This is a genomic window from Microbaculum marinisediminis (assembly GCF_025397915.1).
In the GTDB taxonomy this organism is placed as follows: domain Bacteria; phylum Pseudomonadota; class Alphaproteobacteria; order Rhizobiales; family Tepidamorphaceae; genus Microbaculum; species Microbaculum marinisediminis.
Window position 1 is genome coordinate 117,290 of record NZ_JALIDZ010000011.1, and the last position, 23,987, is coordinate 141,276.

Below are 23,987 nucleotides of genomic sequence, written 5' to 3' on the forward strand. Positions count from 1 at the left end.
AATCGGCCGGAAGTCACCAATCCGGAACGGGTCTGGTTTTATTGTCGTTTGTGCATCTGCGGCCAATGATATATTTAACTCAACATATCCAGGAGCAGCGACGGAACCATGCCGGACCAAATGGGTACCATATCGCAGACCAATTCCGGATTTCTCGCCGCCGACGGAGCTCGGGCGAAATCCGAGGCCGACCGAAACCGCATATTCGCCCGCCTCAAGGACGCGATCCTGAGCGGATCCTTTGGCGAGGCCGGGCGATTGCCGACCGAACGGGCGCTGGCGGAACAGTTCGGCGCGGCGCGCAATACCATTCGCAAGACCCTGGCGCTGCTCGCCGACGAGGGGCTGATCCAGCGCCAGGTCGGACGCGGAACCTTCGTCACCGAGGGAGTCGTCGCGCGGTCTCAGGCGCCCGACCAGGAATTCAGCCTCGCCGAACTCCTCGAGGCGCGCCTTCTGTTCGAACCGTCCATCCCCGAGCTCGTCGTCGAGCGCGCCACCGATGACGACATCGCGCTGATGGAAGCCTATCTGGCTGAACTCAACGCGGCCTCGACCTGGTTCGAGTTCAAGGAGGCGAAGTACTGTCTTCACCTCGCGATCGTTCGTGCCGCGCACAACCGGTTCATCAGCTTCATCTTCGAGCAGATCGTCGCGTCGCGCCGGCGGGCGAAATGGGGCCGTGCGAACGGGCACATCAATCCGGTCGCGTCCGTCCGCGAAGTCGCCTATCGCGACAACGCCCGGATCGTCGATGCGCTCAAGGCGGGCGATACCGACACGGCGCGCGAGGCGATCCGCAGCTACCTGCTCAACACGCTGTCGGCGACCAGTTCCAGCTAGTAGCGCCGGCGCGCGACGGAGCCGGTCGCCGCGTCGCGGCGACCGCGGACTTACCGCATGCGTGGTCATCGGGTGTTGATCCGGCGTTGCAGCGAGCGGCCGACGAGGATCAGTGAAAGCGACGTGATCAGGACGGCAAGTCCCGGGAAGACGGACATCCACGGGGCGTAGAGGATGTAGTCCTTGCCCTGCTCCAGTATCGCCCCCCAGTCGGGCGTGGGCGGCTGTACGCCGAGGCCGAGAAAACCCAGCGCGGCCTGGATCTGCAGGATGAGCGGAAACAGGATCATGTACTGCGTCAGCATCAACGGCATCACGTTGCGGGCGACGTGCCGGCGCAGGATGGTCGCGTCGCGCAAGCCGATGCTGCGGGCCGCCTCGACATACGGCAATTGCGCCTCGCTTATCGCGCCGGCACGGGCAATTCGAAAGAAGACGGGCAAGTACACGATCGACAGGGCCAGCAGGAGATTGATGGTCTCGGGCCCCAGGATTCCGGTGATGATGATTCCGAGGATGATCGGCGGAAAGCTGAGCATCACGTCGATCAAGCGGCCGAGGGCCTGGTCGACCATGCCGCCGAAGTAGCCGGACACCAGGCCGAGCGCGCCACCGAAAAGCGCCGACAGGAGAAGCGACCCCGCGCAGATCGAGAGCGTGATGCGCGTGCCGTAGATCACGCGCGCGAACATGTCGCGACCGACGTCATCGGTACCGAACCAGTGCGCCGCGGATGGCGGCTGCAGCGTCTGGGAGGAATTGATCGCGAACGGCGACTGGCTTGCGAAAAGACCCGGAGCGAGACTGACGAGAAGCAGCGCCGCGATAAAGGCCAGCCCCACCGACAGGCCGGGTTCGTGCCGCAATATCGTGGTCACCCGATCCCAGTAGGAACGGCGGGCGGCGGAATTGGCACTAGCGTTCATCCTTGCCCCTCACGATACGCGTACGCGCGGGTCGATCGCCTGATAGGCGATGTCGACAATCAGGTTGATGACCATCGCCACCAGGACGACGAGAAGCAGCGCTCCCTGCACGACCGGGTAGTCACGGGTCTCGATGGCGGAAAGCAGCAGGCGTCCCAGCCCCGGCAGGGCGAAAAGGGATTCGATGATGACGACTCCGCCGAGAATCTGGATGAGGATCAGGCCCATGAAGGTGACCGTTGGAATCATCACGTTGCGCAGGATGTGCTTGAAGAAGACGATCCGCGTCGGCAGGCCCTTGGCGATGGCGGTCCGGACATATTGCTGGTGCATCGCAGACACGACGTTCTGACGGACGAACTGGCTGTAGGCCGCGACCTGCAGGAGGGCGAGACTCAGGATCGGCAGGATGAGGATCGACAGATTGTCGCTCAGCGACCGGGTCGGCGGCACGAAGCGAAGGGGCGGCGACCAGGAGAACACGCCGGAAACGGTGACCAGGATCATCAGGCCGACCCAGAAGACCGGCGCCGACAGCCCCAGGATGTTGAAGCCCTGGATCGCCGTGTCGATCGGGCGGCCCTCATAGATCCCGGCGATGATGCCGAGCGGAACGCCGATGAGCGTGGCGAGGGTCAGCGTCAGCAACCCGAGTTCCAGGGTCACCAGGAACGCCGAAAGCACCATCGGGCCGACAGGCAGGCCGCGGGTCCAGCTTATGCCGAAATCGCCCTGCAGCACGCCGCCCAGCCAGACGAAGTACTGGATGTACCAGGGGCGATCGAGACCGAAGAAGTTTCTCAGCGACTGCTCGGCCGCGTCGCCACCCGCCTGGCCCATCATCTGCGCCACGACGTCGCCGGGCACCATTCTCACCAACAGGAAAACGAGAAAACTGGCGAGCAGTGCCGTCAGCAGGGATGCGCCGAGCCGTTTGAAAAGGTAACTACCCATCTCGCCTATCGTCCACGTGGATCAGCTGTTGCTGCGGTAGCGCGCCGGTGTCCGCGCCGGCGGGAAATGCGACGGCGGGCATCACACGACGCCCGCCGCCTGGTTCGGTTATCGATCGAGATAGGCTCTGGCCAAACCGTAGTACCAGCCAGTGGGGTGCTGAACGTAGTTCTTCACCGCCTGGTTCCGCACGATGAGATGATCGGACGAGAACATCATGATCGTCGGTGCCGACTCGGCTAGGAGCATCTGGAAGTCGTTGTAGATGGCCCGCCGCGCTTCGTAGTCGGCCTCGGACCGTCCCTTGTCTAGGAGCTCGCTGGCCTCTTCGTTGTTCCAGTTGCGGAAATCCGAACCGGCCGGCTGCTTGTGGAAGTGACGGTAGTAGAGAAGGTTCGGATCGGGCTGCGTTGCCCAGTCGTTGAAGGTGAAGCCCATCTGGCGGGAGCGGAAATTGTTGATCCACACGCCCAGGTCGACTTTCTGGATGTCGAGATCGACGCCGATCTTGGCCAGCTGTTCCTTGAGCGTCACGGCGGCCGGGTCCATCCAGTCGTAGCCGTTGATCGTGGTCAGCGTCAGCGAGAATCCATCGGCGTGGCCGGCTTCGGCGAGCAGCGCCTTCGCCTTCTCGATGTCGACGCCTTGGACCGGCAGCGCATCGAGGGGCACGCCCCAACGATCCTGCAGGCCCGCGACGATCGTTCCGATAACCTTGCCGTAGCCGCCGATAGCGGCCTCCATGATCTCGTCCTTGTCGACGGCAAGCGCGATGGCCTGCCGGACCCGCACGTCGTCCAGAGGCGCCAGTTCCAGGCCGAGATCGATGGACTTCTGGTTCAGCGACGGAAACCGCTCGATCTCGATGCCTTCGATCCCCTCGATCTGCTGGACGTCCTGGGGACGGGCGAGGCTGACCAGGTCAATGCGCTCGTTGCGCAGGGCCACCAGCATCGACGCGCTGTTGGGCAGGATCGCGAAATTGATTTCGTCGAGGTAGGGAGCGCCCTCCTCCCAGTAGTCGGCATTCTTCTCGAGGAGGATGTTGGAGTTCGGATTAAATTCGACCAGCTTGTAGGGCCCGGTTCCGACACTCTCGTTGTTCATCCGCGTCTTTGCGGATTCGTCATCGAAATAGCCGGCCGGAATGACACCCGCATACTTGTTGCCGAGGGCCATCAACAAGGAGGCGTTCGGTTCGGACAGATTGAAGCGCACCGTCAGCGGATCGACGACGTCGATGCTCTCGATGACCGAGAAATCGCCGGCGCCGGGCGATCCGTTTTCGGCATTGCGGACGTAGTCATAGCTGTACTTGACGTCCTCGGCCGTCATCTCCTTGCCGGTGTGGAACTTGACGCCGGACCGAAGCTTTATCGTGTATGTCTTGCCGTCTTCGGAGACTTCGTAGCTTTCCGCCAGAAGCGGCACCGCCTCGCCGTCGGCGGCCTCGTAGAACAGGCCCTGGTACACCAGCACCGTCACGCGGATCCGCGCGTCGGCGGCCTGATGGAACGGATCCAGGCCGGGCGGCTCCAGCAGCAGGCCCATGTTGAGGGTTCCACCCATTTTCGGGCTGTCCGCCACGGGGCCGTAAAGGTCGGCCGCATGAGCGTACCCAGCGACGGAAATGCCCAGCGCGGCTGCCGAAACGATCGACAGCCCGGCCCGGCGGGACGTGTCGCCGATCCTCCACAACGCTTCTCGAAGAATTGTCATTCCTCTTCTCCTCTAGGTGTGCCGCCAAGTTTGTTTCGCCGGTTTGACCGGGGCACCGTCCGTCGGCGACGACTACAGACGGCGCATTGACGGCGGTCGCCGCTACTCGTCGCGCACGGCCACGATCATCTCGATTTCCACGGCCGCGTTGCGCGGCAACTCGGCCACGCCAACGGCCGCACGCGCGTGCATCCCGGCTTCGGCGAACACCTCCACCAGCAGGTCCGACGCGGCATCGAGAACCTTCGGCTGCCCGTTGAACCCGGGCGCAGAGGCGACGTAGCCGTTGACTTTCAGAACGCGCTCGATCCGATCCAGGTCGCCGAGCGCCGCTTTCAGGCAGGCCAGCCCCTGAAGCACGCAGATGCGCGCCTGCTCGCGCGCGGTCTCGAGGTCCACCTCGGCGCCGACTTTTCCGAATACGCGCACCTCGCCGTCGACCTTCGGCATCTGGCCGCTGACATAGGCGACGCCGCGATGCACGGTGACCGGCACGTAGTTGAACGACGGCGCCGCGGCTTCCGGCAGGGCGAGTCCCAGATCGGCCAATCGCGTCTCAATCATCTTGGCAGGCATCCTCTTCAATCAGGGAGTCGAGCAGCTCGCCCAGCCCGTAGGCGGGTCCGAACGCGAAAGTGTCGCGAAACCGCGCGTCGGTGATCAGCGGGAACCTCAGTGCCGGCGGGATCGTCTCGACGACCACGTCGAGCGTTCCGAGCCGTTGTTCCAGCGCCTTCGCGAAGTCGGACAGGCGGGCGGTGAACCCGTTGATGTTGTAGACGGCGTCGGTTCGGCCCGGATGCAGCAGCGTCGCGAGAACGGCATCGGCAACGTCCGCGACATGCATGAGGTCCATCGGATCGTCATGAAAGCTGATGCGCCGCGACGCCTTGGCCTTGGCGGCGCGCACCAGGTCCATGATCGTGCTGGCCGCGCCCTGGTACCAGAGCCCCGGTCCGAGAACGAGCGGCAGGCGAAGCCCGGTCACGTCCATCGCATGGCGATTGCGGTAGTAACGGGCCAGGTCCTCCGACATCTGCTTTGTCAGCCCGTAGAATGTCAGCGGATTGGCGGGCGCATCCTCGTCGACCGGCTGTTTCGGATAGTCGTCGGCCGAACCGTAGACCACAGTCGAACCCGTCCAGACGACGCGCCGCGCGCCGGCGCCGAGGGCCGCCTCCAGCACGTTCCGGAAGCCGCCGACATTCACCGCCAGGGCATTGTCGGCCTCCGCATCGCCGGAGCGCATTAGGCCCGAGCGGCCGACGCTGTGTGCGACCGTCGTGACGATGTCGCGGGCGCCGCTCCACGCCAGCGCCGCGGCGACCGCGTCGCGGTCGCGCACGTCGCCGTGACGCTCCTCGAACGTGCCGGACAGGTCTGCGAGCAGATCCTGCTCCATCGACGGTCCGAACAGGCACGGGCGCAGGCCCGCGTGGACCAGGCGCCTGACCACATGCGACCCGACGAAGCCGCGCCCGCCGAGAACGAGAACCGTCTGCTGGTTGCCGGCGCTGTCAGAGACTGAGGTCATCGCGGATACACGCCTTGAATTGGCCGGGAGCCACCTCCCGCAGTTCCGGTACGACGGCCGCGCAGTCGGATGTCGCGAACGGGCAGCGGGTCCTGAACACACACCCCGAGGGCGGGGACGCCGGACTGGGTATCTCGCCCTTGAGAAGCACGCGGCTGCCGGGCGGCACGGCGCCCGGCACCGCCTGAAGCAGCGCCGCGGTGTAGGGATGCGCGGGGCGTTGGTAGAGCTCCTCGGTGGGAGCGACCTCCATGATGCGGCCGAGATAGAGCACCACCACCCTGTCGGCTATGACCTCGACCACCGACAGGTCGTGGCTGATGAAGAGCAATGCCAGCGACAGGTCCTGCTGCAATCCCTTCAGCAGGTTGACGACTTCGGCCTGGACGGAAACGTCGAGCGCGGATACCGGCTCGTCGGCTACGATGAATTTCGGCGACGATGCCAGGGCCCGCGCGACGGCGATGCGCTGGCCCTGCCCCCCGGAAAACGACCGCGGATAGCGGCGCATGTGCTGGGCGCCGAGGCCAACCTGCTCGAGCAGCCGGACCGCGGCGTCCTCGGCCTCGCGACGCGTCATGCCGAAATGCAGCTGCATCGGTTCGACAAGCGTATCGCCTATCGCCATGCGGGCGTTGAGGCTTGAAATCGGATCCTGGAAGATCATCTGGAAGTTGCGGCGGAAGCGCCGCAACTGGTCGCGATCCAGACTGCCGAGATCCTGTCCGTCGAACTCGATGCGACCGGCGGTGGCTTCCAGCAGACGCAGCATCAGGCGTCCGAGGGTGGACTTGCCCGATCCGGACTCGCCGACCACGCCGACGACCTCGCCCGAACCGACATCGAGATCGACCGACTCGACCGCCCGGATCGCTCCGCGCGGGGCCGACAGGAAACCGCCGCCGATGGGAAAGTGCTTTGCCAGTCCTCTTGCGCGAACAAGCGGCGCGGCGCTGGCGGTTTTTGCTTCCACGGACGCGTTCACCCCTCAAGCTCCTTCCAGCGAAAGCACGCGGTGGTGTGGCCGGGGCGCACGTCTTCCAGTGGCGGATCCTGCGTTCGGCAGCGATCGACCGCGTAGGCGCAGCGCGGGTTGAACCGGCATCCCTCCGGCGGGCTGAGCGGATTGGGGAGCGTTCCGGGAATCGGATGAAGGACACGCCCTTGCGGCGAGGAATAGTCGCGGCGCGGAATGCACGAGATCAGCGCCTTGGTATAGGGATGGCGCGGGCGGGCGAGCACCTCTTCGACGTCGCCTTCCTCCACGACCTGGCTCGCATACATGACCGCGACCCGATCGGCGACTTCGCCGACCAGCTTGAGGTCGTGCGTCACGAAGATCATCGCCATGCGGCGTTCCCGCTGAAGGCGGCCGAGCAGCTCGATGATCTGGGCCTGGATCGTCACGTCGAGGGCGGTCGTCGGCTCGTCGGCGATCAAGAGACGCGGATCGCAGGCCAGCGCCAGTGCGATCATGACGCGCTGGCGCATGCCGCCGGACAGCTGATGCGGAAACGATGCCGCCCGCCGCTCGGGATCCGATATCCCGACCTGGCTCAGCAAGTCGATCGCCGCCGACCATGCGGTTCGCCTGTCCTTGCCGAGATGGACCCGCACCGCCTCGGCAATCTGCTCGCCGACGGTGAAGACCGGGTTCAGGCTCGACATCGGATCCTGGAAGATCATCGCGATTTCGTTGCCGCGAACCGCCTGCATCTGGCTGTCGCTCATCGCCAGCAGGTCGAGGGCACGCCCGCGGCGGTCCCGGAACGTGATGCTTCCGCCGACGACCCGGGCGGTCGTGCGCTCCAGCAGCCGCATGACGGTCAATCCGGTCACGGATTTTCCCGAACCGGATTCGCCGACGATGGCCAGCGCCTCGCCCTCGCCGACGCTGAGCGTCACGCCGTTCACGGCCTTGACCACGCCGGCCTCGGTGAAGAAGTGCGTGCGAAGATCGCGCACTTCAAGCAGAGGCCCCGGCTCCGTGGCGCCGGCCGCGTGAGCGCTACTGTTTGGCTGCATGGCGCTCGACCGCATCCATATCGATTTCGATGCCGAGCCCGGGACCCTCCGGAACCGCGATGACGCCATCGACGGGCACGAGCGGGTCCTTCAGCAGCTCGCTGCGCAGCGGGTTCTCCCCCAGGTCGTATTCGAGCAGAACGGGCTTGGGCACGTTCATCGCGTGGGGATAGACCGACAGCGCGGAGATGTAGTGGAGTGCGGCGGCGAGCCCCACCGCGCCACCCCAGACATGCGGCGAGACGCGCAGATGGGCCGCGTGCGCCAGTTCGGCGATCTTCCGGCCCTGCCAGAAGCCGCCGCACAAGGACAGATCCGGCTGCAGGACGTCCGCCGAGCCGGCCTCGACGATCGGCTTGAAATCGTGCACGCCGTACAATGCCTCGCCCGTGGCGATCGGCGCCGAGGCACAGGCGTGGAGCCGTGCCAGGCCATCATAATCGCGCGGGCTCAGCGGCTCCTCGACCCAGCCCGGCCTGTAGGGACGCATCCGCTCCATCGATTCGCGCGCGAGATCGAAGGTGTAGTTCGTGTTGATGTCGACCAGGATCTCGACATCGTCGCCGAGGATCTCACGGGCGGTCGCCAGCCTTTCCTCGTCGCTTTCCGGCCCCAGTCCGATCTTGATCTTGACGTGGGCGAAGCCGGCGCCGGCCATGCGCTCGATCTGGCCGCGATAGTCCTCGCGCGGCGTCGCCGTGAGATATCCGCCCGAGGCGTAGATCGGCACCGCGTCCAGGTTTCGGCCGCCGACCAGACGGCATACCGGCACGCCCAGCATCTTTCCCGCGGCATCCTTTGCCGCCATGTCGATTCCCGAGATGCAGGCCATCATCGGGCCCTGAAAACCGAAATGATAGTGACGGGCGAAAATCTGGTCGAAGACGTGCTCGACATCGAGCACGTTCACGCCGAGAAGGTAGCCTCGCAGGAACGCGAGGTACCCCATGTTGAACGCGGGCGGCCCCCAGGCCTCGCCGAACCCCGACGTCCCGTCCTCCAGGGCGATCCGGACCAGCGTTGTCGCCCGCCCGGTGGCCAGCGATTTCGACATCCCGTAGGCCTTGCCGTCGGCCAGCGGAGCGTGAAGCGCGAGAAAGTCGATCGAAGCGATGTTCAAGGCAACACCTTTCGGGCGCGGGAGCAAATGGCGTGACGCTTAGTCATCACCAAATCCATGCCATTTGTGAACCATTAGCACCAATATTGCAAGGAGGTCTTTCCAACCCGCCAACCAAAGATTAGGCTATTGGGTCAGATAACTAGGGAAAGGCGAGCCATGCAGGCCAATGAACCAATTTGGTCCAATCTGACACCAGAAGAGCACGAATTCCAATATAATCCGCAGCGCGCGTTCCCGGATTTCGAGACGGCCAGGCTCACGCGCCAGCCGGCGAACGATGCGGCCCGTGCCGACCTAGAGGTCTCTGCCGACATCGCCTATGGCGATCATCCGCTGCGCAAGCTCGACATCTATCCGGCCGCACCGTCGGGAACGCCCGCGCCGGTACACATATTCCTGCATGGCGGCTACTGGCGGGCGCAGGACAAGGCGAACTACGCCTTCACCGCCGGCATCCTCGTGCCACGCGGCATCACCACGGTGATCGTCAACTACGAACTCTGCCCGGACTCGACGCTCGACGGCGTCGTCGATTCCGCGATAGCCGCGACGCGCTGGATCTTCGCCAACATTCAGGATTACGGCAGCGACCCGAACCACATCACCCTGTCTGGGCATTCCGCCGGGGCGCATCTGGGCGCGGCGATCATGGCCCATGACTGGCCGGCCGCCGACAGGGACCGCCTGCGCGGCGCCGTCCTGACAAGCGGCATATACGACCCGGCGCCCGCGATGGGCACGAGCGTCAACCAGCAGCTCAATCTCTCCCGGGAACTGGCGCTGCGACACAACGTGGAAGCGCGTCCGGCCGTTCTGAAGCCGGACCTCGCGATCGTGGTCGGCGGACGGGAGCCCTGGCAGTGGGTCGACCAATCGTTCCGCTACTACAGGAACCGGCGCATGCAGGAGATGGAGCCCGCGCTGCACGTGCTTCCTGGCCGCAACCATTTCGACATTCTCGACGAATATCTCGACGCTGACAGCATCACGGTGCGCACGATCCTTCAGCATTGCGCCCGGAACGAGGAGACCAACCGGTGACCAATAATCGCAAACGCCTGAGATTGGCAGTCTACGATCTCGCTTCCGGCACGACCTCGCTTCCCGACCGCGACGGCGCCGTGTACTTCCTTTACGTCGAAGCCGGATCGGCCGAGACAACGGACGACGGCGCGACCGTCTCCGTCGGCGCCGACGACGGCCGGTTCGTTTCCGGGCAGGTCAGCGTGGCCGACGGCGCGCGCGCCTGGCTCTATGAGAAGGTCGACGCCGACGCGCCTCTGCTCGAAGCCGAGATCGCGCTGGCCGATATCGCGGAGCCGGACTTTGCCGAACCGTTCGTCGTCCGCGCCGACCGGGTGGAATCGACGCCGGGCGCCAGGACTCCGCGCCACGGCCATCGCGGCCCGGGCTTGCGCCGCCTGATCTTCGGGCAATTGCAGGCGGAAGTGGGCGAAGGGATTCGTCGCATCAGGGCCGGCGAGGCCTGGTTCGAGACCGGAGCCGAGCCGGTTGTGGGCATCAACACGGGCGGCACCAACGCTGCCTTCGTACGCCTCCTGGTTCTCCCGAACGAACTGGCCGGCGGGAAGTCCTCCTTCGTGGCCGCCGACGAAACGGAGGCCGCGAAGCCCCGCTCCGTCAATCTGCGCCTGTTCGGCGAAACGGCCTGACAAAACGACAACGCCTGAAAGACGCCGCCGGCTCGCCGGCGGCGCCAAACCGCCGTGGAATCCTGTCAGGCAACCCCGGCGGGAGACGGCTCGATTGGTTGCTTAGGCTCCGCCGGACCGGTTCGACCTCGTCTCCGCCCGGGCCGTGCCGCTAGGCGCCATCCTGCGGCCCCATCACGCGCAAGGGCCGCCCGCGCGGCCTCCCGGAGACCAGCGCCGCAGCACATCAGGGCGCCAGGACAACCTGCACGTGTTTGGCCAGCTTGGCGTGGAGGTCCGCGTCGATATGCCTGTCGGTGACCAAGATGTCGGTGGTCTCGATGCCGTCCAGCCGCACCCGGCTGGAGACGCCGATCTTACTGGAATCAGCCAGGACGGTGGTGCGCTGAGCCTGATCGCACATGGCGCGCGCCACCGCGCATTCATGCACGTCGTAATAGCTGAGGCCCCATTCGGGATCGACCCCGGTTGGGGATATGATCGCTACGTCGACATGAAAGCTGCGGATGTTCGCCAGCGTCAACTCGCCGAAGGTGGCGGGAACGCTGTCCGAAAAGCGGCCGCCCAGCATAAAGGCCCGGTCGCGCAACAAGGTCGCGGCGCTCTGCAAGTTGGTTATCACCTGGACGTCCGGTCCGTCGCGCAGGATCTCGGCCAGGATCGTTGTGGTCGTGCCGGCATCGAGGAACACGGCTTCGCCATCCTTGAGGAGCGAGGCGGTCCGACGCGCGATCGCCAGTTTTTCCGTCCTGTGAAGCTGCATGCGCAGTTGGAACGGTTCTTCGGGAGGGCTGCTATTGATGGTGGCGCCGCCGTGAACCCGGCCGATCTCTCCCTCGCCCTGAAGCTCCACGAGATCACGCCGCACGGTTTCGCGCGAGACATTGAGCTCCATGGCGATATCGATCGTGCGGGCATTCGCGCGCTCCCGCAAAATGGCAAGGATGCGCCGCTGTCTTTCTTCTTTCAGCATGGTCGAAATGCTCCTGGGTCCCTCTAGAGCCCGATGAGGTTTCCTCGAACCGCTGTCAGCCTGTTTCCGTCGGCCACTTGCTTGAGCACGAATTTTTCCTAATCCGATTCCTGTTTTCCCGAAGTGCGGTTCTGAGCGGAAAACGGCGAATATCGGGTTCGCGGAAAAGCAATCCCTTTGCGGCCCGCATGCTCTGAAAAACCGGACGGCAAGGCGCGCCTCAAGCCCCTTCCATACACGTCCGCACAAATGTTCAAATATGTGCATATTATCCGGAAACTTGCTTAGTGGACAGCCTTTCTCACTAAGAGCCGGAAGGCACGTCAAATAACAGGCGTGGCATTGAACGCGTTTCCTCAACGAATTTTTTTGTGTGGAAATTATTGCATTTGATCAAAAAGTTGCAATAAGCTGGATCAAACGCAAAGAACAATTTGGGGGGATGCTGATGCCTGCAGCGCTGGATTCCACGGCTGCGCTTTTCGATGAACAGTCGTTTGCCAGCCGCGTCGCCGACGACGCCCGGATTATCGCGCGCAAGCATTATCGCCACTGCAACGGCCTCGAACTGAAAAGCGACCGCTCGCCGGTAACGCTGGCCGATCAGGAAATCGAACAGCTGATCCGAGGCGCGATCGAAGCGCGCTATCCCGACGACGGTGTCTTCGGGGAAGAGACCGGCGTGACGGGGCTGGAGCGGCACCGGCTTTGGGTCGTCGATCCGATCGACGGAACAGGATCCTTCGCCACCGGAAACCCGCTATTCGGGACCCTGATCGGATTGTGCGTTTCGGGCCATCCGGTTCTGGGCCTTCTGGACGCCTGCGCAACCGACGAGCGCTGGGTCGCCGCGAGCGGCAAGGGCGCATCGATGAATGGGCGGGCTTGCAGGGCCAGTGGCCGCCTGAACCTTTCCGAGGCCTCGATCTCGTGCTCTCCGTTTCGCGAAGACGACGGCAGGCAACGCGACGCCTACCGGGCCGTGATGCAACGGGCGGCGATGGCCCGCCTGGGGGGCGATTGCTACTCCTACGGCCTTCTGGCGCTCGGCCATCTGGACGCGGTCATGGAGACCGGCCTCAAGCCCTACGATTTCCTGCCGCTGGTTCCCATCGTGGAGGAGGCTGGGGGCGTGATCACCGATTGGAAGGGCGCGCCGCTCACGCCGGCATCCGGCGGAGAGGTGGTCGCCGCGGCATCGGCGGAACTGCACGCGCAAATTCTGAAACTGCTCTGAACGATCCGAACAACAAGAAGGTCCGGAACCCGCCGGACCGTGTCAATGCCTGGAGGTCGCCATGATAAATCCTGGAGGAAATCATGATAAATCGTCGAAATCTAATGACCGCTTTTGGTGCGACTGCGCTGTTTTCGCAGATCAATCCACGCTTCTTCATTGACTCTGCATATGCGCAGGAAGGAAAGCCCATAATATTTCTTTCTGCCGAGAACATCACCGGCAACTGGGACCCGACCGCCCACACGACGCTCTCGCAGAAGAACATCGAAGCCTATGTCATGGGCTATCTGGCCCGCGCGCCCATGCGGCCGGACAATCCCGGCGAGATGAACCTGGAGCTGGCGGAATCGATCGAACTGCTGGATGGCAGCCGCTTGCAGATCAAGCTGAAGCCGGGCATCAAATTCCACGATGGCGAGCCTTTCGGAGCCAAGGACGTCAAGGCCACGTTCGAATACGGCGCCCAGCCGGACCGGCCGGCCCAGTGGTATCCCGGCCCCACCGACAGTTTCGAGGTGACGACGCCGGACGATCTGACCGTGATTGTCGACACGTCCAAGGGTGGCTACGGCGCCAGCCTTTTCATTTTCCTTGCCGCCTATCTTCCCATGATGTCCGCCAAGGACGTGGCCGCCGGCCCGAATGGGCCGTTGAGCCAGCGCCTGAACGGGACCGGACCGTTCCGCTTTGTCGAGCAACGCGGCAATGACACCGTTCTGGAGGCGTTCCCCGATTACTTCATGGGTTCGCCGAAGGTCTCCGGAGTCACCTTCTCCTTCGTGGGCGACGCCACCACCCGCATATTGTCGATGATGAACGGGCAGGCCTCCATCATCGAGCGGCTCGAGCCCGAGCAGATCGAGACGCTGAGCGCCAATCCAGACGTTACCATCAGCAAGATGGTGTCGGTGGAAAACAAATATCTGTGGTTCCGCTGCTCGAAGCCGCCTTTCGACAACCCGCTGGTGCGCCGGGCGGCCTGCCACGCCATTGACCGCACGATCCTCTACGAGGTGCTTGGCGAAGCCGGATCGCCCTCGAAGAATTTCATCTCGCCCATCAAGTTTGGCTATGCCGATCTCGACAATTACCCGGAATACGATCCGGAAGAATGCCAGCGCCTGCTGGCCGAGGCCGGCTATCCGGGCGGGCAGGGCCTTCCGCCGCTGGAATACATCACCTCCGTCGGCTTCTATCCCAAGACCAAGGAGTATGGCGAGGTGATCACCGCCATGCTGCAAGAGCAGGGTTTCCCGGTGGAGCTCAACGTCATGGAGGTCGCGGCCTGGAACGAGCGCCTCTACGACCGCCCGGGCGGCGGGCCGGGTCATATGATCGACTGCGGGTGGTCCACCGGCTCGCCCGAGCCGGATCTCGTCCTGCGGACGCATTTCCACTCCAGTTCGAAACGCATCACCGGCATCGTCGATCCCGAAATCGACGCCTTGCTCGACAAGGAGCGCTCGGCCGCGACGCTGGATGAACGCCGCGATGTGATCCAGACGGAACTCACGCCGATGTTGGCGGAGAAGGCGCCGGCCCTGTCGCTCTTCACCTCGGTGCTGGTCCACGCGATCCGCTCCGACTTGCAGGGCCTGTTCCTGTATCCGGACGGCGCCATCGACGCCTCGAAGGCCGAATTCGTCTGACCCGGCTTGCGCACGGCCCCACGTGGGGCCGTGCGTTCCTTCTGGCGTCGCGGGAGCCACGTGAAGATGTTCTTGCTCAATTTTCTGTTCCGGAGGCTCCTTCAGGGGGCCGTGATCATTTTCCTGGTCAGCTTCCTCATCTTCACCCTCCTTCGCGTCGTTCCAGGCGATCCCGTTCGGCTGATGGCGGGAGGCATGGCGCCCGAAGAACTGATCGAGCAGATCGCCACGGACATGGGATTGCGCGATCCGATCCCCGTCCAGTTCGCGCGCTACATGTCGGGGGTTGTACGCGGCGATTTCGGACAGTCTTTCGTGCGGCCTGCCAGCGGCGCAGCCGTCGGCGGGGCCAGTTTCGACGACGAGACTCGGTCGGAGCGGGCCAAGGTGCTGGACCTGATACTGGAGACCGCGCCCTACACGCTGCAACTGGCGGTGATGGCCATGCTCTTTGCGTTGCTGGTGGCCGTGCCCATAGGAATCGCGGGAGGATTGCGACCGGGAAAATGGCCGGACAGGATCGCGCTCTACCTGGGATCGCTGTTCGTGTCCCTGCCGAATTTCTGGCTCGGCATCGTTCTGATACTGGCCCTGTCGGTCAAGCTGTCCTGGCTGCCAGCGATCGGTTACCAGGGCTTCAGCTATGTCATCCTGCCGGCCATCGTGCTGGCGGTCGAGATCGCGCCATTCGTGATCCGCACCCTGACCGTGTCGGTGGCCCAGAACATGGGCGAAAACTACATCGCCGTAGCCGGCGTCCGCGGCATCGGCCGGAAGCGGATCGTCTTCGGCCACGCGGTCAAGAACGCGACCGTGCCGCTGCTCAACCTCATCGGCGTGCAGTTTTCCATGTTGCTGGGCGGCGTGCTCGTCATCGAATTCATCTTCGACTATCCCGGCCTCGGCCTGCTGACGATCAATGCTGTCCTGCAGCGCGACTTCCCGCTCATTCAGGGCATCGCCATCGTGACGAGCGCGGCGTTCGTCATCATCAACATCCTGGTCGACCTTGCAGCCACGACTATCGATCCGAGGCTTGACTACTGATGACAAGCACAGACCTGCTACCGGAAGAGCTGTCGTCCGGGACCGACGCGCGCCGGCTCACCATCGCGCAGCGCATCGCACTGGGCGCATGGCGCTCGACCGAGTTCAAGATCGGTCTGCTGGTCCTCACCACCATGGTGCTGCTGGCCGTCTTCTGGCCCATGATCAGCGACATCGACCCGCTTAAGATGAACATCCGCTCCAAGATGCTCCCCCCGCTTTTCATGGGCGAGAACTGGAGCTGGGCCCATCCCATGGGCACGGATCAGCTGGGCCGCGACATGTTCCTGCGCTCGCTGGTGGGGTTGCGATATTCCCTCTTGATCGGCCTGACCACGGTTGTGGTGATGGTGGCGACGGGAAGCCTCGTGGGCCTGCTGGCCGGCTATCGCGGGGGCATGACCGACACGGTGCTCATGCGCATCACCGATGCGCAGCTTTCCATCCCGATGATCATCCTGGCGATCGCCATTCTGGGCGTATCGAGGCCCACCATTCCGGCCATCATCCTGGTTTTGGGCCTTTCCAGCTGGCCGGTCTATGCGCGTGTGATGCGGTCGGTGATCATGGCGGAGCGGCAGCGGGAATTTGTGCGGGGTGCGAAGGTCATCGGTGCGTCGGATCTGCGCATCATGTTCTTGTTGCTCCTGCCGCTGTGCCTGCCGCCGGTAGCCTTCGTCGCGGTGCTGGACGTGGCGCGCATGATGATCTTCGAGGCGGTCCTGGGCTTTCTCGGGCTCGGCGTGCAGCCGCCGACGCCCACATTCGGCAACATCATCGCCGACGGCCGCAAGTACCTGGTCAATGCCTGGTGGATCGCTACCGTGCCGGGCGTCTTCCTGTTCATAACCCTGATCAGTCTCAATCTCATGGGGGCGTCGCTCGAACGGTCGCGCAACCGTGTCTACGGAGGCGAGCTATGACGGCAGCGCCCATTCTCGACGTACGCGACCTGTCGGTGATGGTCGGCAGCGGCGCCGGCGCGCCGAAGGTTCTGGACTCCGTTTCGTTCACGCTTGCCAAACGCAAGGTGCTGGGCGTGATCGGCGGAAGCGGGTCGGGCAAGTCGGTGCTGGCGAAGGCGGTGGTCAACTGGCTGGACGAGCCCCTGCGCGTGGCGTCGGGACAGGTGCTGTTCGAAAACCAGGACGTGCTGCGCATCAACAAGGCCGAGATGCGCTTGCTGCGCGGCAAGGGCATCGCCTACGTGGGCGGCAATCCGGGCGGCGCGCTCGACCCGACCATGACGGTCGGCGCCCAGATCATCGAGAAGCTGCGCGCCGTGGAGCCCGGCGTATCGCGCGCCGAGGCGCGCGAACGCGCCATCGAGCTTCTGGAAGCGGTGCATATTCCCTCGCCGGCCCAGCGCTTCGACGAGTATCCGTTCCAGTACAGCGGCGGCATGATGCAGCGGGCCATGATTGTCGATGCGCTGATCTCCAATCCGCGCCTGCTGGTAGCCGACAGCATTACCCAGCCGCTAGACGTGACGGTCGGGGCGCAGATCCTGAAGCTGCTTCGGGAACTGACCGAGAAGTTCGGCACCGCGGTGCTTTTCATCTCCAATTCCCTGCCCACCGCGGCCGATGTCGCCGACGACATACTGGTGCTGGACGACGGGCGTGCGGTGGAGATGCAGGCAACGTCCGATCTCATCGCCTCGCCGCGTTCGGACACGACGCGCGAACTCATAGACGAGCTTCCCACCCTGTGGACCCATGACGTCCGCTCGCGCCTGAAACCGGTTTCGGGAGATCAGAAGCCGATAATGAGCGTTCGCGACGTCAGCCGGCACTACGTGCTGGCCTCGCGCGCATTATTCGGCACGGGCGAAAAGCGGGTTCTAAAGGCGGTCCGCAATGTCGACTTCGACATCTATCAGAGCGAGAACTTCGGCATAGTTGGGGAGTCGGGCTGCGGAAAATCCACCCTGATGCGCCTGCTGACGGCGCTTGAAAAGCCCGACACCGGCGCGATCACGTTCGAGGGAACCGACATCTTCGCGCAGAATGCCGCCGGTCTGCGCGCTTACCGGCGCAAGCTGCAACTGGTCTTGCAGGACCCTTTCAACTCGCTGCCGCCCCGCAGCGCGATCGGGGCCATCATCGGCGAGCCGCTGATCATCCACGGCCTGGCATCATCCGGCAAGGCCATGCGGGCGCGGGTGCTGGAGGTGATGGGCGAGGTCGGCCTGCCGAAGGAACTCTACGAGGAACTGCCCTCCACGCTGACCGCCAGCCAGCGCCAGCGCGTCAATGTCGGCCGCGCCCTGATACTCGAGCCGAAGGTCATTCTCATGGACGAAACGCTGTCGGCGCTCGGCCAGACGGAACAGGGCCAGCTGCTGGACCTGTTCGAGCGGCTGCAGATCCAGCACAACCTCACCTATATCTATATTTCGCACGACATCGCCATGGTTCGCCGCGTCTGCGCGCGCGTGGCGGTGATGTATCTGGGCGAGGTGGTCGAGCTGGCGCACAACGAGCGCCTGTTCTTCGATCCCGGCCACCCCTATTCGAAAGCTCTGCTGAGCGCCGCGCCAACCCTGGAGGAGCGTCGCTACAACGCGGCGGACTGCCTGCTCGAAGGCGAACCTCCAAGCCCGATCAACCTGCCCGTCGGCTGTGCCTTCGCGTCACGCTGTCCGAAGGCCTTCGATCGCTGCCGGGTGGAAAGCCCGGTGTTGCAGGACCGTGGCGGCATCGACCGCGCCGCCTGCCATCTGCTCGATATCGTCCCCGCGACCCCACAGGAGATTCCCGCATGACCGTTGCCGTCGACATGTCCCTGCTCACGCGCATGATGGAGGCGGTCTCCGCCTTCGGCGCCACCCCGGACGGCGGGCTGAACAGGCAGGCCGGCAGCACCGAGCACGGCAAAGCCCGCGACTGGTTCCGCGAACGGCTGGCCGAAAGCGGCTACACGATCCAGGTCGACGCGATCGGCAATCTCTATGGCCTGTTGCGCCAGCCAGGCGATGCCCCGCGGCCCACCATCATGGTCGGTTCGCATCTCGACAGCCAGCCGTTCGGCGGGCGCTTCGACGGCACCTATGGCGTGATCGCGGCCTATGTCGCGATCGAGGCGGTGCGTGCGCATGCCAGCCAGGCGGGCCTGCCGCTCAACGTCGATTTCGTCATCGTCGACTGGATGAACGAGGAAGGCGCGCGGTTCCAGCCGAGCCTGCTCGGCAGCAGCACCTATTGCGGCGAACTCGGCCTCAACTACGCGCTGTCGCGCGTCGACAGCGCGGGCCTGAGCGTGGGCGGCGAACTGGAGCGCAACGGGTATCGCGGCACCGACCCGTACCCCCACGCTGACACCTATCTGGAGATCCACATCGAAGGGGACGACGCGCTCGAAAAGGCGGAATTGCAGATCGGACCCTTCACGCGGTACTGGGGCGCGCTGAAGATCCGCGCCGCAATGCTGGGGGAAACCGCTCACACCGGCCCGACCCGCATGCAGGATCGCAAGGACGCCGGCCTTGGCGCGGCGCTGGTGCAGGTCGGCCTGCGCGAGATCGCGAGACGGCGCGACGACGCCTTGTACACCTCCTGCGGACGCCTGGTCGTCGAGCCGAATTCGCCCAACATGGTGCCGGACCGGGCGACGATGTTCATCGAATTGCGCTCGCCCGATCCCGTCGCGCTGGCCGAGGCGGAGCAGGAACTGATGGACCTGCTGGCGGAGTCGGCGCGGCAGGCGCAGGTGTCCCACGAGGTCATTTCCATCGACCGGCGCGAAGCCGGCAGTTTTGATCCGCGGCTGGTCGAACTGTGCGAGAAGGAGGCGGCCCGGCGCGGGCTGGGCACGATGCATCTTGAGACGATCGGCGGGCATGACGCCGTTCCGGTCAGCCGCAAGATGCCGGGTATCGTCTTTGCGATCCCCAGCGTGGGCGGGGTGATCCACCATCCCACTGAATTCTCGCGCGACAAGGACCTGCTCGACGGCGCCAACGTGCTGGCGGGCATGGTGTGGTCGCTCAACGCCGCCGAAGGCGACATCGACCGCGCGGTAGCGGTGACGTCATGACGGATCAGGCGCACGAAATCCTTGGCTCGCTGACCGGCCGCGCGGAAGGGGCAAGTCTCGAACCGCTTGGCGCGACCGTCATGTCGCCCATGCATCTGGCGGTGGAAAACGATCTGTGGCTGGTGCGCTTCGCCGATGGCGAAGCGGCGGTCCTTCGCATCCTGCGCGCCGACATGGCGGCGGATTTCGATGCCGAAGCCATGATCGCAGGCGCGCGGGCCGCGGCCGTCGCCGGCGCGGGACCTGCCGTGCTGGCACATGACGCCGGGCATCGCGCCCTCCTGCTGGAACATCTCGGCCAGGGCTGGCGCACGGCCACCATGTCGGATCTCTACGATGCAGGCACGCGCCGGGGCATCTTGACGGCGATGCAGAGACTGCACCGGTCGGACGCGGTCGGGCATGGTTTCGATGCGCTGGCGCGGCTGATGGACGCCATCGACCGGGCCGAACAGGCCGGCAGCCCGTTGCCCGACGATTGCGGCTGGCTTGCGGACGCCGCGCTTCAGATCGGCGAGGCGGTCGCCGCAAGGCCGGCGAAGGCTGTTCCGTGCCGCAATGACGGGGCCAGTTCGAATGTCATGCTGCATGAGGATGGGCGCGTCCTGCTGCTCGACTACGACCAGGCAGGGATGAACGACCCGGCCTATGACCTGGGCGTGCTGATGGCCGAGGGGTCGGTTTTCGAGGACGAGGCCATGGCATGGCTGGCGGACGTCGAGCCGCAGGCCCGCAGGCCCCTACTGTTTCGTGCGCAGCTCTACGGGGCACTCGATGATCTGCTGTGGGCGGTGCGAACCGCCCGCCATGCGCATGTGTCGGAACGTATCCAGGTCGAGTTCCGCAAATATTCCGAGTGGCGCTTCATGCGCGCCCGGCGCCTGCTGGCCGACCGCCGGTTCGAATGGATGCTGCGTACCGTGAGGGAAGGCTGACATGATCCTCAAATCCTTGGGCGAGGCGGCCACCGACCTGGAGCGCACGCTGGAAGCCGCGTTGTCGAAAGCGGAAATTTTCGCGGGGCGCGACCTCAGCTATGCGCCGGTTCACGGCGGGATCAGCAATTCCAACTTCCGCGTTTTCGTGGACGGGCAGGAGCAGAGCTATTTCGTCAAGATCCCGGGGGCGGGCACCGAGATGTTCATCGACCGGCGCGCCGCCTTCGACGCCAGCCGGAAGGCGGCGTCTGCGGGCATAGGGCCGCGCGTCTATGACGACCTGTTCGATGACAGCATCGAGATCAACGATTTCATCCCCGATCGCCGCCCCTGCACCAACAGCGACTTCGCCGTCCCGGAACGGCGCGCCGCCGCGATACAAGCCTATCGCACGCTTCACGGCATCGAGGCGCTGACGCTGACCAAGACGGTTTTCGACATGATCGAGGAACATGCCGCCCAGATCGAAGACCTGAATGGCTGGCTGCCGCCCGACTATGACTGGCTCTATCGCCAGTATCGGCTCGCTCGCCAGGCGCTCGAAGCGTCCGGGCTCGACATGACACCATGCTTCAACGACCCCATGGCGGGCAATTTCATGCTCGGCGACGATGGCTCGATCATGCTGATCGACTTCGAATACGCATCCATGAACGACCGCTGCTACGATCTCGGCATCTGGTTCGGCGAAATGTTCTTCACGCCCGAACAGGAGTTCGAACTGATAGAGGCCTATTTCGGCACGGTGCGGCAGTCGGACGTGTCGCGGATCACCGTTCACAAGGCGCTGGCGGACGTCAAATGGTCATTGTGGTCCTTTGTCCAGCAGCGCGTCTCCAAACTGGATTTCGACTATTTCAAGTATGGCCAGTGGAAGCTCATGCGCCTGCGCAGCATCATGAACGCGCCGGACTGGGCCGCGCATCTGAAGCGCGTCTGAAAGCCGGCTGAAAGCAGCAGCGGATTGCCGAAAGCGCGGAACGGTTCGTGTTCGGCATTGCCGCAAGCGACGAGGTCACGCGGGTCGCGGTGGCGCAGATCGCCGAGCGGGGCTAACCGATTGCGGAGGTTTCGAAGCGTCCGGGTGTCGGCCAGCATTCGTTTACGCCTGGAAGAAGAAGCTTTCGCGGCCTTCACGCCCATCCACGCGCTCATCGACTCGTGGGAACCAACGGCGCATCGCACCCCGCCTACCAGCGATCGCGAGTAGGCGCACAAAGTGGGGCAGACGACAACGCCTCCACAAAACCGAATATGATTCAAAAAGATAAAAAGTAAGTTGGCGGAGAGGTCAGTCCTCAGCGAACTTGTCTCGGGCGCATTTTCCCTGATCTGCGGGAATCTACAGGGTATTCTCGCAAATAAGCCAATTTTTGGTGGGGCATAGGGCGTTAGAAGCTCAAATTTCCAATATGTTAGGATGTAATTCCCTGTTCCTTGGAACAGGGAACGGTCTACGGTGTATCAGGGTATGGAGCTGACGTATCAGCGAATATAAGCCTTCGACTCAAGACGCCTCGGCCACCCCCCCCGTAGAGTGTATCTGCTCAGTTGGAAGGCGGGCTATTCAAGCGTCTAGAAAACTTGGAATTATTCAGACAGCGCAAGGAGTGGCTATTATAGTCATCCAGGAAGGAAAAAACGTTGGAGGTCAAGACAATGAGTTTCCTGCGGGTTCAAACCATCATCGCCCGTGCCGGCTTCGGTTCGGCGCTCGTGTTGTCAGCACTACTTGCTACCTCGATTGCACTCCCCTTTGCGACCGATGCGGTCGCGCAGGATCAAAAACCCAACATCCTGGTGATCTGGGGTGATGATATCGGCCAGTTCAACACCAGCGCATACAATCACGGGATGATGGGGTATCGAACACCTAACATCGACCGCATTGCGGCCGAAGGCGCGCTCTTTACCGACTGGTATGGCCAGCAGAGCTGCACCGCCGGGCGCGCGGCCTTCGTCACCGGCCAATCTCCGATCCGCACCGGACTGACGAAGGTCGGCCTGCCGGGCGCGCCGGAGGGAATGATGGTCGAGGATCCCACTATAGCGGGCCTTCTGAAGCCGCTCGGCTATGCCACCGGGCAATTCGGCAAGAATCACCTAGGCGATCGAGACGAAATGCTGCCGACGAACCACGGCTTCGATGAGTTCTTCGGCAACCTATATCATCTCAACGCCGAGGAGGAGCCGGAGAATCCCGACTATCCGAAGGATCCGGCATTTCGCGAAAAGTTCGGCCCGCGCGGTGTGATCCACTCCACCGCTGATGGCCAGATCGAGGACACCGGGCCGCTGACGCGCAAGCGCATGGAAACGGTGGACGAGGAGACAACGGCGGCGGCGCTCGACTTCATCCAGCGTGCCCATGACCAGGGCAAGCCGTTCTTCGTGTGGTGGAACTCCACTCGCATGCACATCTTCACGCACCTGCCGCCTGAATGGGATGGAAAGACCGGCTTCGGCATCTATGCAGACGGCATGGCCCAGCACGACGCCGATGTCGGTCAGCTGCTCGACAAGCTCGAAGAGCTAGGCATCGCCGACAACACCATCGTGATGTATTCCACCGATAACGGCGCCGAGACCTTCACCTGGCCCGATGGTGGAACGACCATGTTCCACGGCGAAAAGAACACCCAATGGGAAGGCGGCTTCCGTGTACCGACGATGATCCGCTGGCCCGGCGTGATCAAGCCCGGCACGGTGATCAATGACATGGCCGCCCACGAAGACATGCTACCGACGTTGCTGGCGGGAGCCGGCGAGCCTGACATCAAAGAGCAGCTGCTCGAAGGCGGCGTGCAGGCGATCGGGCGCGAGTACCATGTGCATCTCGACGGCTACAACCTGCTGCCGGCCCTCAAGGGTGAGGCGGAATGGCCGCGCCACGACTTCATCTACTGGACCGATGACGGAGATGTCGCAGCGTTGCGCTATGACGATTGGAAGGTGACTTTCATGCGGCAGAATGCCGAGGGCTACAAGGTCTGGACGACACCGTTCGAAGTCCTACGGGCCCCCTCGCTGACAAATCTTCGCATGGATCCGTTCGAACGCGCCGAGTCCGAGGACGCAATGGGCTATCAGCGCTGGTGGGTAGACCACATGTTCGCGATTGCTCCGGCCTCGGCTTATGTCGGAAGATGGCTGCAGAGCTTCAAGGAATTCCCGCCGCGCCAGAAGCCCGGGAGTTTCAACCTCCAGAACGTGATGGATGAACTTACCGCAGGTTCTCCGGGGAACCAGTAACAACCTAGATCAGGCCGCCCCGGACCACGCGGGGCGGCCTCGTCTGCGAAGCG

General features: G+C 63.9%; 21 protein-coding genes. 12 read left to right on the forward strand and 9 right to left on the reverse strand.

The window, feature by feature from the left end:
• Positions 1–120 precede the first annotated feature (120 nt).
• Positions 121–843, forward strand: a complete 723-nt coding sequence (locus MUB46_RS20635; RefSeq protein WP_261617860.1) for a FadR/GntR family transcriptional regulator — start codon at positions 121–123, stop codon at positions 841–843.
• Between the two features lie 65 nt (positions 844–908).
• Here the strand turns inward: MUB46_RS20635 and MUB46_RS20640 are convergent, their stop codons facing one another.
• From MUB46_RS20640 to MUB46_RS20675, 8 genes are all read right to left on the reverse strand, one after another.
• A complete protein-coding gene (locus tag MUB46_RS20640) occupies positions 909–1,769 on the reverse strand; it encodes an ABC transporter permease (protein WP_261617861.1) in 861 nt (286 codons plus the stop codon).
• A gap of 9 nt (positions 1,770–1,778) precedes the next feature.
• Positions 1,779–2,723: an ABC transporter permease gene (locus tag MUB46_RS20645; RefSeq protein WP_261617862.1), complete on the reverse strand. Its 945-nt coding sequence runs from the start codon at positions 2,721–2,723 to the stop codon at positions 1,779–1,781.
• Positions 2,724–2,831: 108 nt separating this feature from the next.
• Positions 2,832–4,442: an ABC transporter substrate-binding protein gene (locus MUB46_RS20650; RefSeq protein WP_261617863.1), complete on the reverse strand. Its 1,611-nt coding sequence runs from the start codon at positions 4,440–4,442 to the stop codon at positions 2,832–2,834.
• 102 nt (positions 4,443–4,544) lie between these two features.
• On the reverse strand, positions 4,545–5,006 hold the full coding sequence (locus MUB46_RS20655; protein ID WP_425256296.1) for a RidA family protein: 462 nt from the start codon (positions 5,004–5,006) through the stop codon (positions 4,545–4,547).
• Positions 4,999–5,976, reverse strand: a complete 978-nt coding sequence (locus MUB46_RS20660; RefSeq protein ID WP_261617865.1) for an NAD-dependent epimerase/dehydratase family protein — start codon at positions 5,974–5,976, stop codon at positions 4,999–5,001. The genes MUB46_RS20655 and MUB46_RS20660 overlap by 8 nt, the downstream gene beginning before the upstream one ends.
• The gene (locus MUB46_RS20665; protein WP_261617866.1) at positions 5,960–6,949 is read right to left on the reverse strand and encodes an ABC transporter ATP-binding protein; all 990 of its coding nucleotides are present in this window, start codon (positions 6,947–6,949) and stop codon (positions 5,960–5,962) included. The genes MUB46_RS20660 and MUB46_RS20665 overlap by 17 nt, the downstream gene beginning before the upstream one ends.
• Positions 6,950–6,957: 8 nt before the next feature.
• A complete protein-coding gene (locus MUB46_RS20670) occupies positions 6,958–8,001 on the reverse strand; it encodes an ABC transporter ATP-binding protein (protein WP_261617867.1) in 1,044 nt (347 codons plus the stop codon).
• Positions 7,985–9,121, reverse strand: a complete 1,137-nt coding sequence (locus tag MUB46_RS20675) for a mandelate racemase/muconate lactonizing enzyme family protein (protein ID WP_261617868.1) — start codon at positions 9,119–9,121, stop codon at positions 7,985–7,987. The genes MUB46_RS20670 and MUB46_RS20675 overlap by 17 nt, the downstream gene beginning before the upstream one ends.
• Before the next feature lie 159 nt (positions 9,122–9,280).
• Here MUB46_RS20675 and MUB46_RS20680 point away from each other — a divergent pair, with 159 nt between their 5' ends.
• Together MUB46_RS20680 and MUB46_RS20685 are read left to right on the forward strand one after the other, a co-directional pair.
• Positions 9,281–10,165, forward strand: coding sequence for an alpha/beta hydrolase (locus MUB46_RS20680; RefSeq protein WP_261617869.1), 885 nt, complete (start codon positions 9,281–9,283; stop codon positions 10,163–10,165).
• On the forward strand, positions 10,162–10,797 hold the full coding sequence (locus MUB46_RS20685; RefSeq protein ID WP_261617870.1) for a cupin domain-containing protein: 636 nt from the start codon (positions 10,162–10,164) through the stop codon (positions 10,795–10,797). Before MUB46_RS20680 ends, MUB46_RS20685 begins: the two co-directional genes overlap by 4 nt.
• A 226-nt stretch (positions 10,798–11,023) precedes the next feature.
• On the opposite strand, the gene MUB46_RS20690 is transcribed toward MUB46_RS20685, so the two are convergent.
• Positions 11,024–11,770 carry a DeoR/GlpR family DNA-binding transcription regulator gene (locus MUB46_RS20690; RefSeq protein WP_261617871.1) on the reverse strand — a complete coding sequence of 249 codons (747 nt, stop codon included), beginning with the start codon at positions 11,768–11,770 and terminating at the stop codon, positions 11,024–11,026.
• Between the two features lie 373 nt (positions 11,771–12,143).
• Between MUB46_RS20690 and MUB46_RS20695 the strand changes: the two genes are divergently transcribed.
• The 9 genes from MUB46_RS20695 (at position 12,144) to MUB46_RS20735 (ending at position 23,934) form a co-directional block, all read left to right on the forward strand.
• Positions 12,144–13,007: an inositol monophosphatase family protein gene (locus MUB46_RS20695; RefSeq protein WP_261617872.1), complete on the forward strand. Its 864-nt coding sequence runs from the start codon at positions 12,144–12,146 to the stop codon at positions 13,005–13,007.
• Between the two features lie 104 nt (positions 13,008–13,111).
• Complete coding sequence (locus tag MUB46_RS20700) at positions 13,112–14,659, forward strand: ABC transporter substrate-binding protein (RefSeq protein ID WP_425256297.1); 1,548 nt, start codon at positions 13,112–13,114, stop codon at positions 14,657–14,659.
• A gap of 66 nt (positions 14,660–14,725) precedes the next feature.
• Positions 14,726–15,706, forward strand: a complete 981-nt coding sequence (locus MUB46_RS20705; protein WP_261617874.1) for an ABC transporter permease — start codon at positions 14,726–14,728, stop codon at positions 15,704–15,706.
• The gene (locus MUB46_RS20710; RefSeq protein ID WP_261617875.1) at positions 15,706–16,629 is read left to right on the forward strand and encodes an ABC transporter permease; all 924 of its coding nucleotides are present in this window, start codon (positions 15,706–15,708) and stop codon (positions 16,627–16,629) included. Before MUB46_RS20705 ends, MUB46_RS20710 begins: the two co-directional genes overlap by 1 nt.
• Positions 16,626–18,473, forward strand: coding sequence for a dipeptide ABC transporter ATP-binding protein (locus MUB46_RS20715; protein WP_261617876.1), 1,848 nt, complete (start codon positions 16,626–16,628; stop codon positions 18,471–18,473). The genes MUB46_RS20710 and MUB46_RS20715 overlap by 4 nt, the downstream gene beginning before the upstream one ends.
• Positions 18,470–19,744, forward strand: a complete 1,275-nt coding sequence (locus MUB46_RS20720; protein ID WP_261617877.1) for a Zn-dependent hydrolase — start codon at positions 18,470–18,472, stop codon at positions 19,742–19,744. The genes MUB46_RS20715 and MUB46_RS20720 overlap by 4 nt, the downstream gene beginning before the upstream one ends.
• Positions 19,741–20,679, forward strand: a complete 939-nt coding sequence (locus tag MUB46_RS20725) for a phosphotransferase family protein (protein WP_261617878.1) — start codon at positions 19,741–19,743, stop codon at positions 20,677–20,679. The genes MUB46_RS20720 and MUB46_RS20725 overlap by 4 nt, the downstream gene beginning before the upstream one ends.
• Before the next feature lies 1 nt (position 20,680).
• Positions 20,681–21,622 carry a phosphotransferase gene (locus tag MUB46_RS20730; RefSeq protein WP_261617879.1) on the forward strand — a complete coding sequence of 314 codons (942 nt, stop codon included), beginning with the start codon at positions 20,681–20,683 and terminating at the stop codon, positions 21,620–21,622.
• 719 nt (positions 21,623–22,341) lie between these two features.
• A complete protein-coding gene (locus MUB46_RS20735; protein ID WP_261617925.1) occupies positions 22,342–23,934 on the forward strand; it encodes an arylsulfatase in 1,593 nt (530 codons plus the stop codon).
• Positions 23,935–23,987 lie beyond the last annotated feature (53 nt).

What these genes read in the sequence shown, in the direction of transcription:
- MUB46_RS20680 (WP_261617869.1), top strand. Translation starts at nt 9,281, where the DNA reads ATGCAGGCCAATGAACCAATTTGGTCCAATCTGACACCAGAAGAGCAC.
- MUB46_RS20710 (WP_261617875.1), top strand. Translation starts at nt 15,706, where the DNA reads ATGACAAGCACAGACCTGCTACCGGAAGAGCTGTCGTCCGGGACCGAC.
- MUB46_RS20735 (WP_261617925.1), top strand. Translation starts at nt 22,342, where the DNA reads ATGAGTTTCCTGCGGGTTCAAACCATCATCGCCCGTGCCGGCTTCGGT.
- MUB46_RS20640 (WP_261617861.1), bottom strand. Translation starts at nt 1,769, where the DNA reads ATGAACGCTAGTGCCAATTCCGCCGCCCGCCGTTCCTACTGGGATCGG.
- MUB46_RS20650 (WP_261617863.1), bottom strand. Translation starts at nt 4,442, where the DNA reads ATGACAATTCTTCGAGAAGCGTTGTGGAGGATCGGCGACACGTCCCGC.
- MUB46_RS20690 (WP_261617871.1), bottom strand. Translation starts at nt 11,770, where the DNA reads ATGCTGAAAGAAGAAAGACAGCGGCGCATCCTTGCCATTTTGCGGGAG.
- MUB46_RS20655 (WP_425256296.1), bottom strand. Translation starts at nt 5,006, where the DNA reads ATGATTGAGACGCGATTGGCCGATCTGGGACTCGCCCTGCCGGAAGCC.
- MUB46_RS20715 (WP_261617876.1), top strand. Translation starts at nt 16,626, where the DNA reads ATGACGGCAGCGCCCATTCTCGACGTACGCGACCTGTCGGTGATGGTC.
- MUB46_RS20700 (WP_425256297.1), top strand. Translation starts at nt 13,112, where the DNA reads ATGACCGCTTTTGGTGCGACTGCGCTGTTTTCGCAGATCAATCCACGC.
- MUB46_RS20670 (WP_261617867.1), bottom strand. Translation starts at nt 8,001, where the DNA reads ATGCAGCCAAACAGTAGCGCTCACGCGGCCGGCGCCACGGAGCCGGGG.
- MUB46_RS20645 (WP_261617862.1), bottom strand. Translation starts at nt 2,723, where the DNA reads ATGGGTAGTTACCTTTTCAAACGGCTCGGCGCATCCCTGCTGACGGCA.
- MUB46_RS20660 (WP_261617865.1), bottom strand. Translation starts at nt 5,976, where the DNA reads ATGACCTCAGTCTCTGACAGCGCCGGCAACCAGCAGACGGTTCTCGTT.
- MUB46_RS20730 (WP_261617879.1), top strand. Translation starts at nt 20,681, where the DNA reads ATGATCCTCAAATCCTTGGGCGAGGCGGCCACCGACCTGGAGCGCACG.
- MUB46_RS20725 (WP_261617878.1), top strand. Translation starts at nt 19,741, where the DNA reads ATGACGGATCAGGCGCACGAAATCCTTGGCTCGCTGACCGGCCGCGCG.
- MUB46_RS20705 (WP_261617874.1), top strand. Translation starts at nt 14,726, where the DNA reads ATGTTCTTGCTCAATTTTCTGTTCCGGAGGCTCCTTCAGGGGGCCGTG.
- MUB46_RS20635 (WP_261617860.1), top strand. Translation starts at nt 121, where the DNA reads ATGGGTACCATATCGCAGACCAATTCCGGATTTCTCGCCGCCGACGGA.
- MUB46_RS20720 (WP_261617877.1), top strand. Translation starts at nt 18,470, where the DNA reads ATGACCGTTGCCGTCGACATGTCCCTGCTCACGCGCATGATGGAGGCG.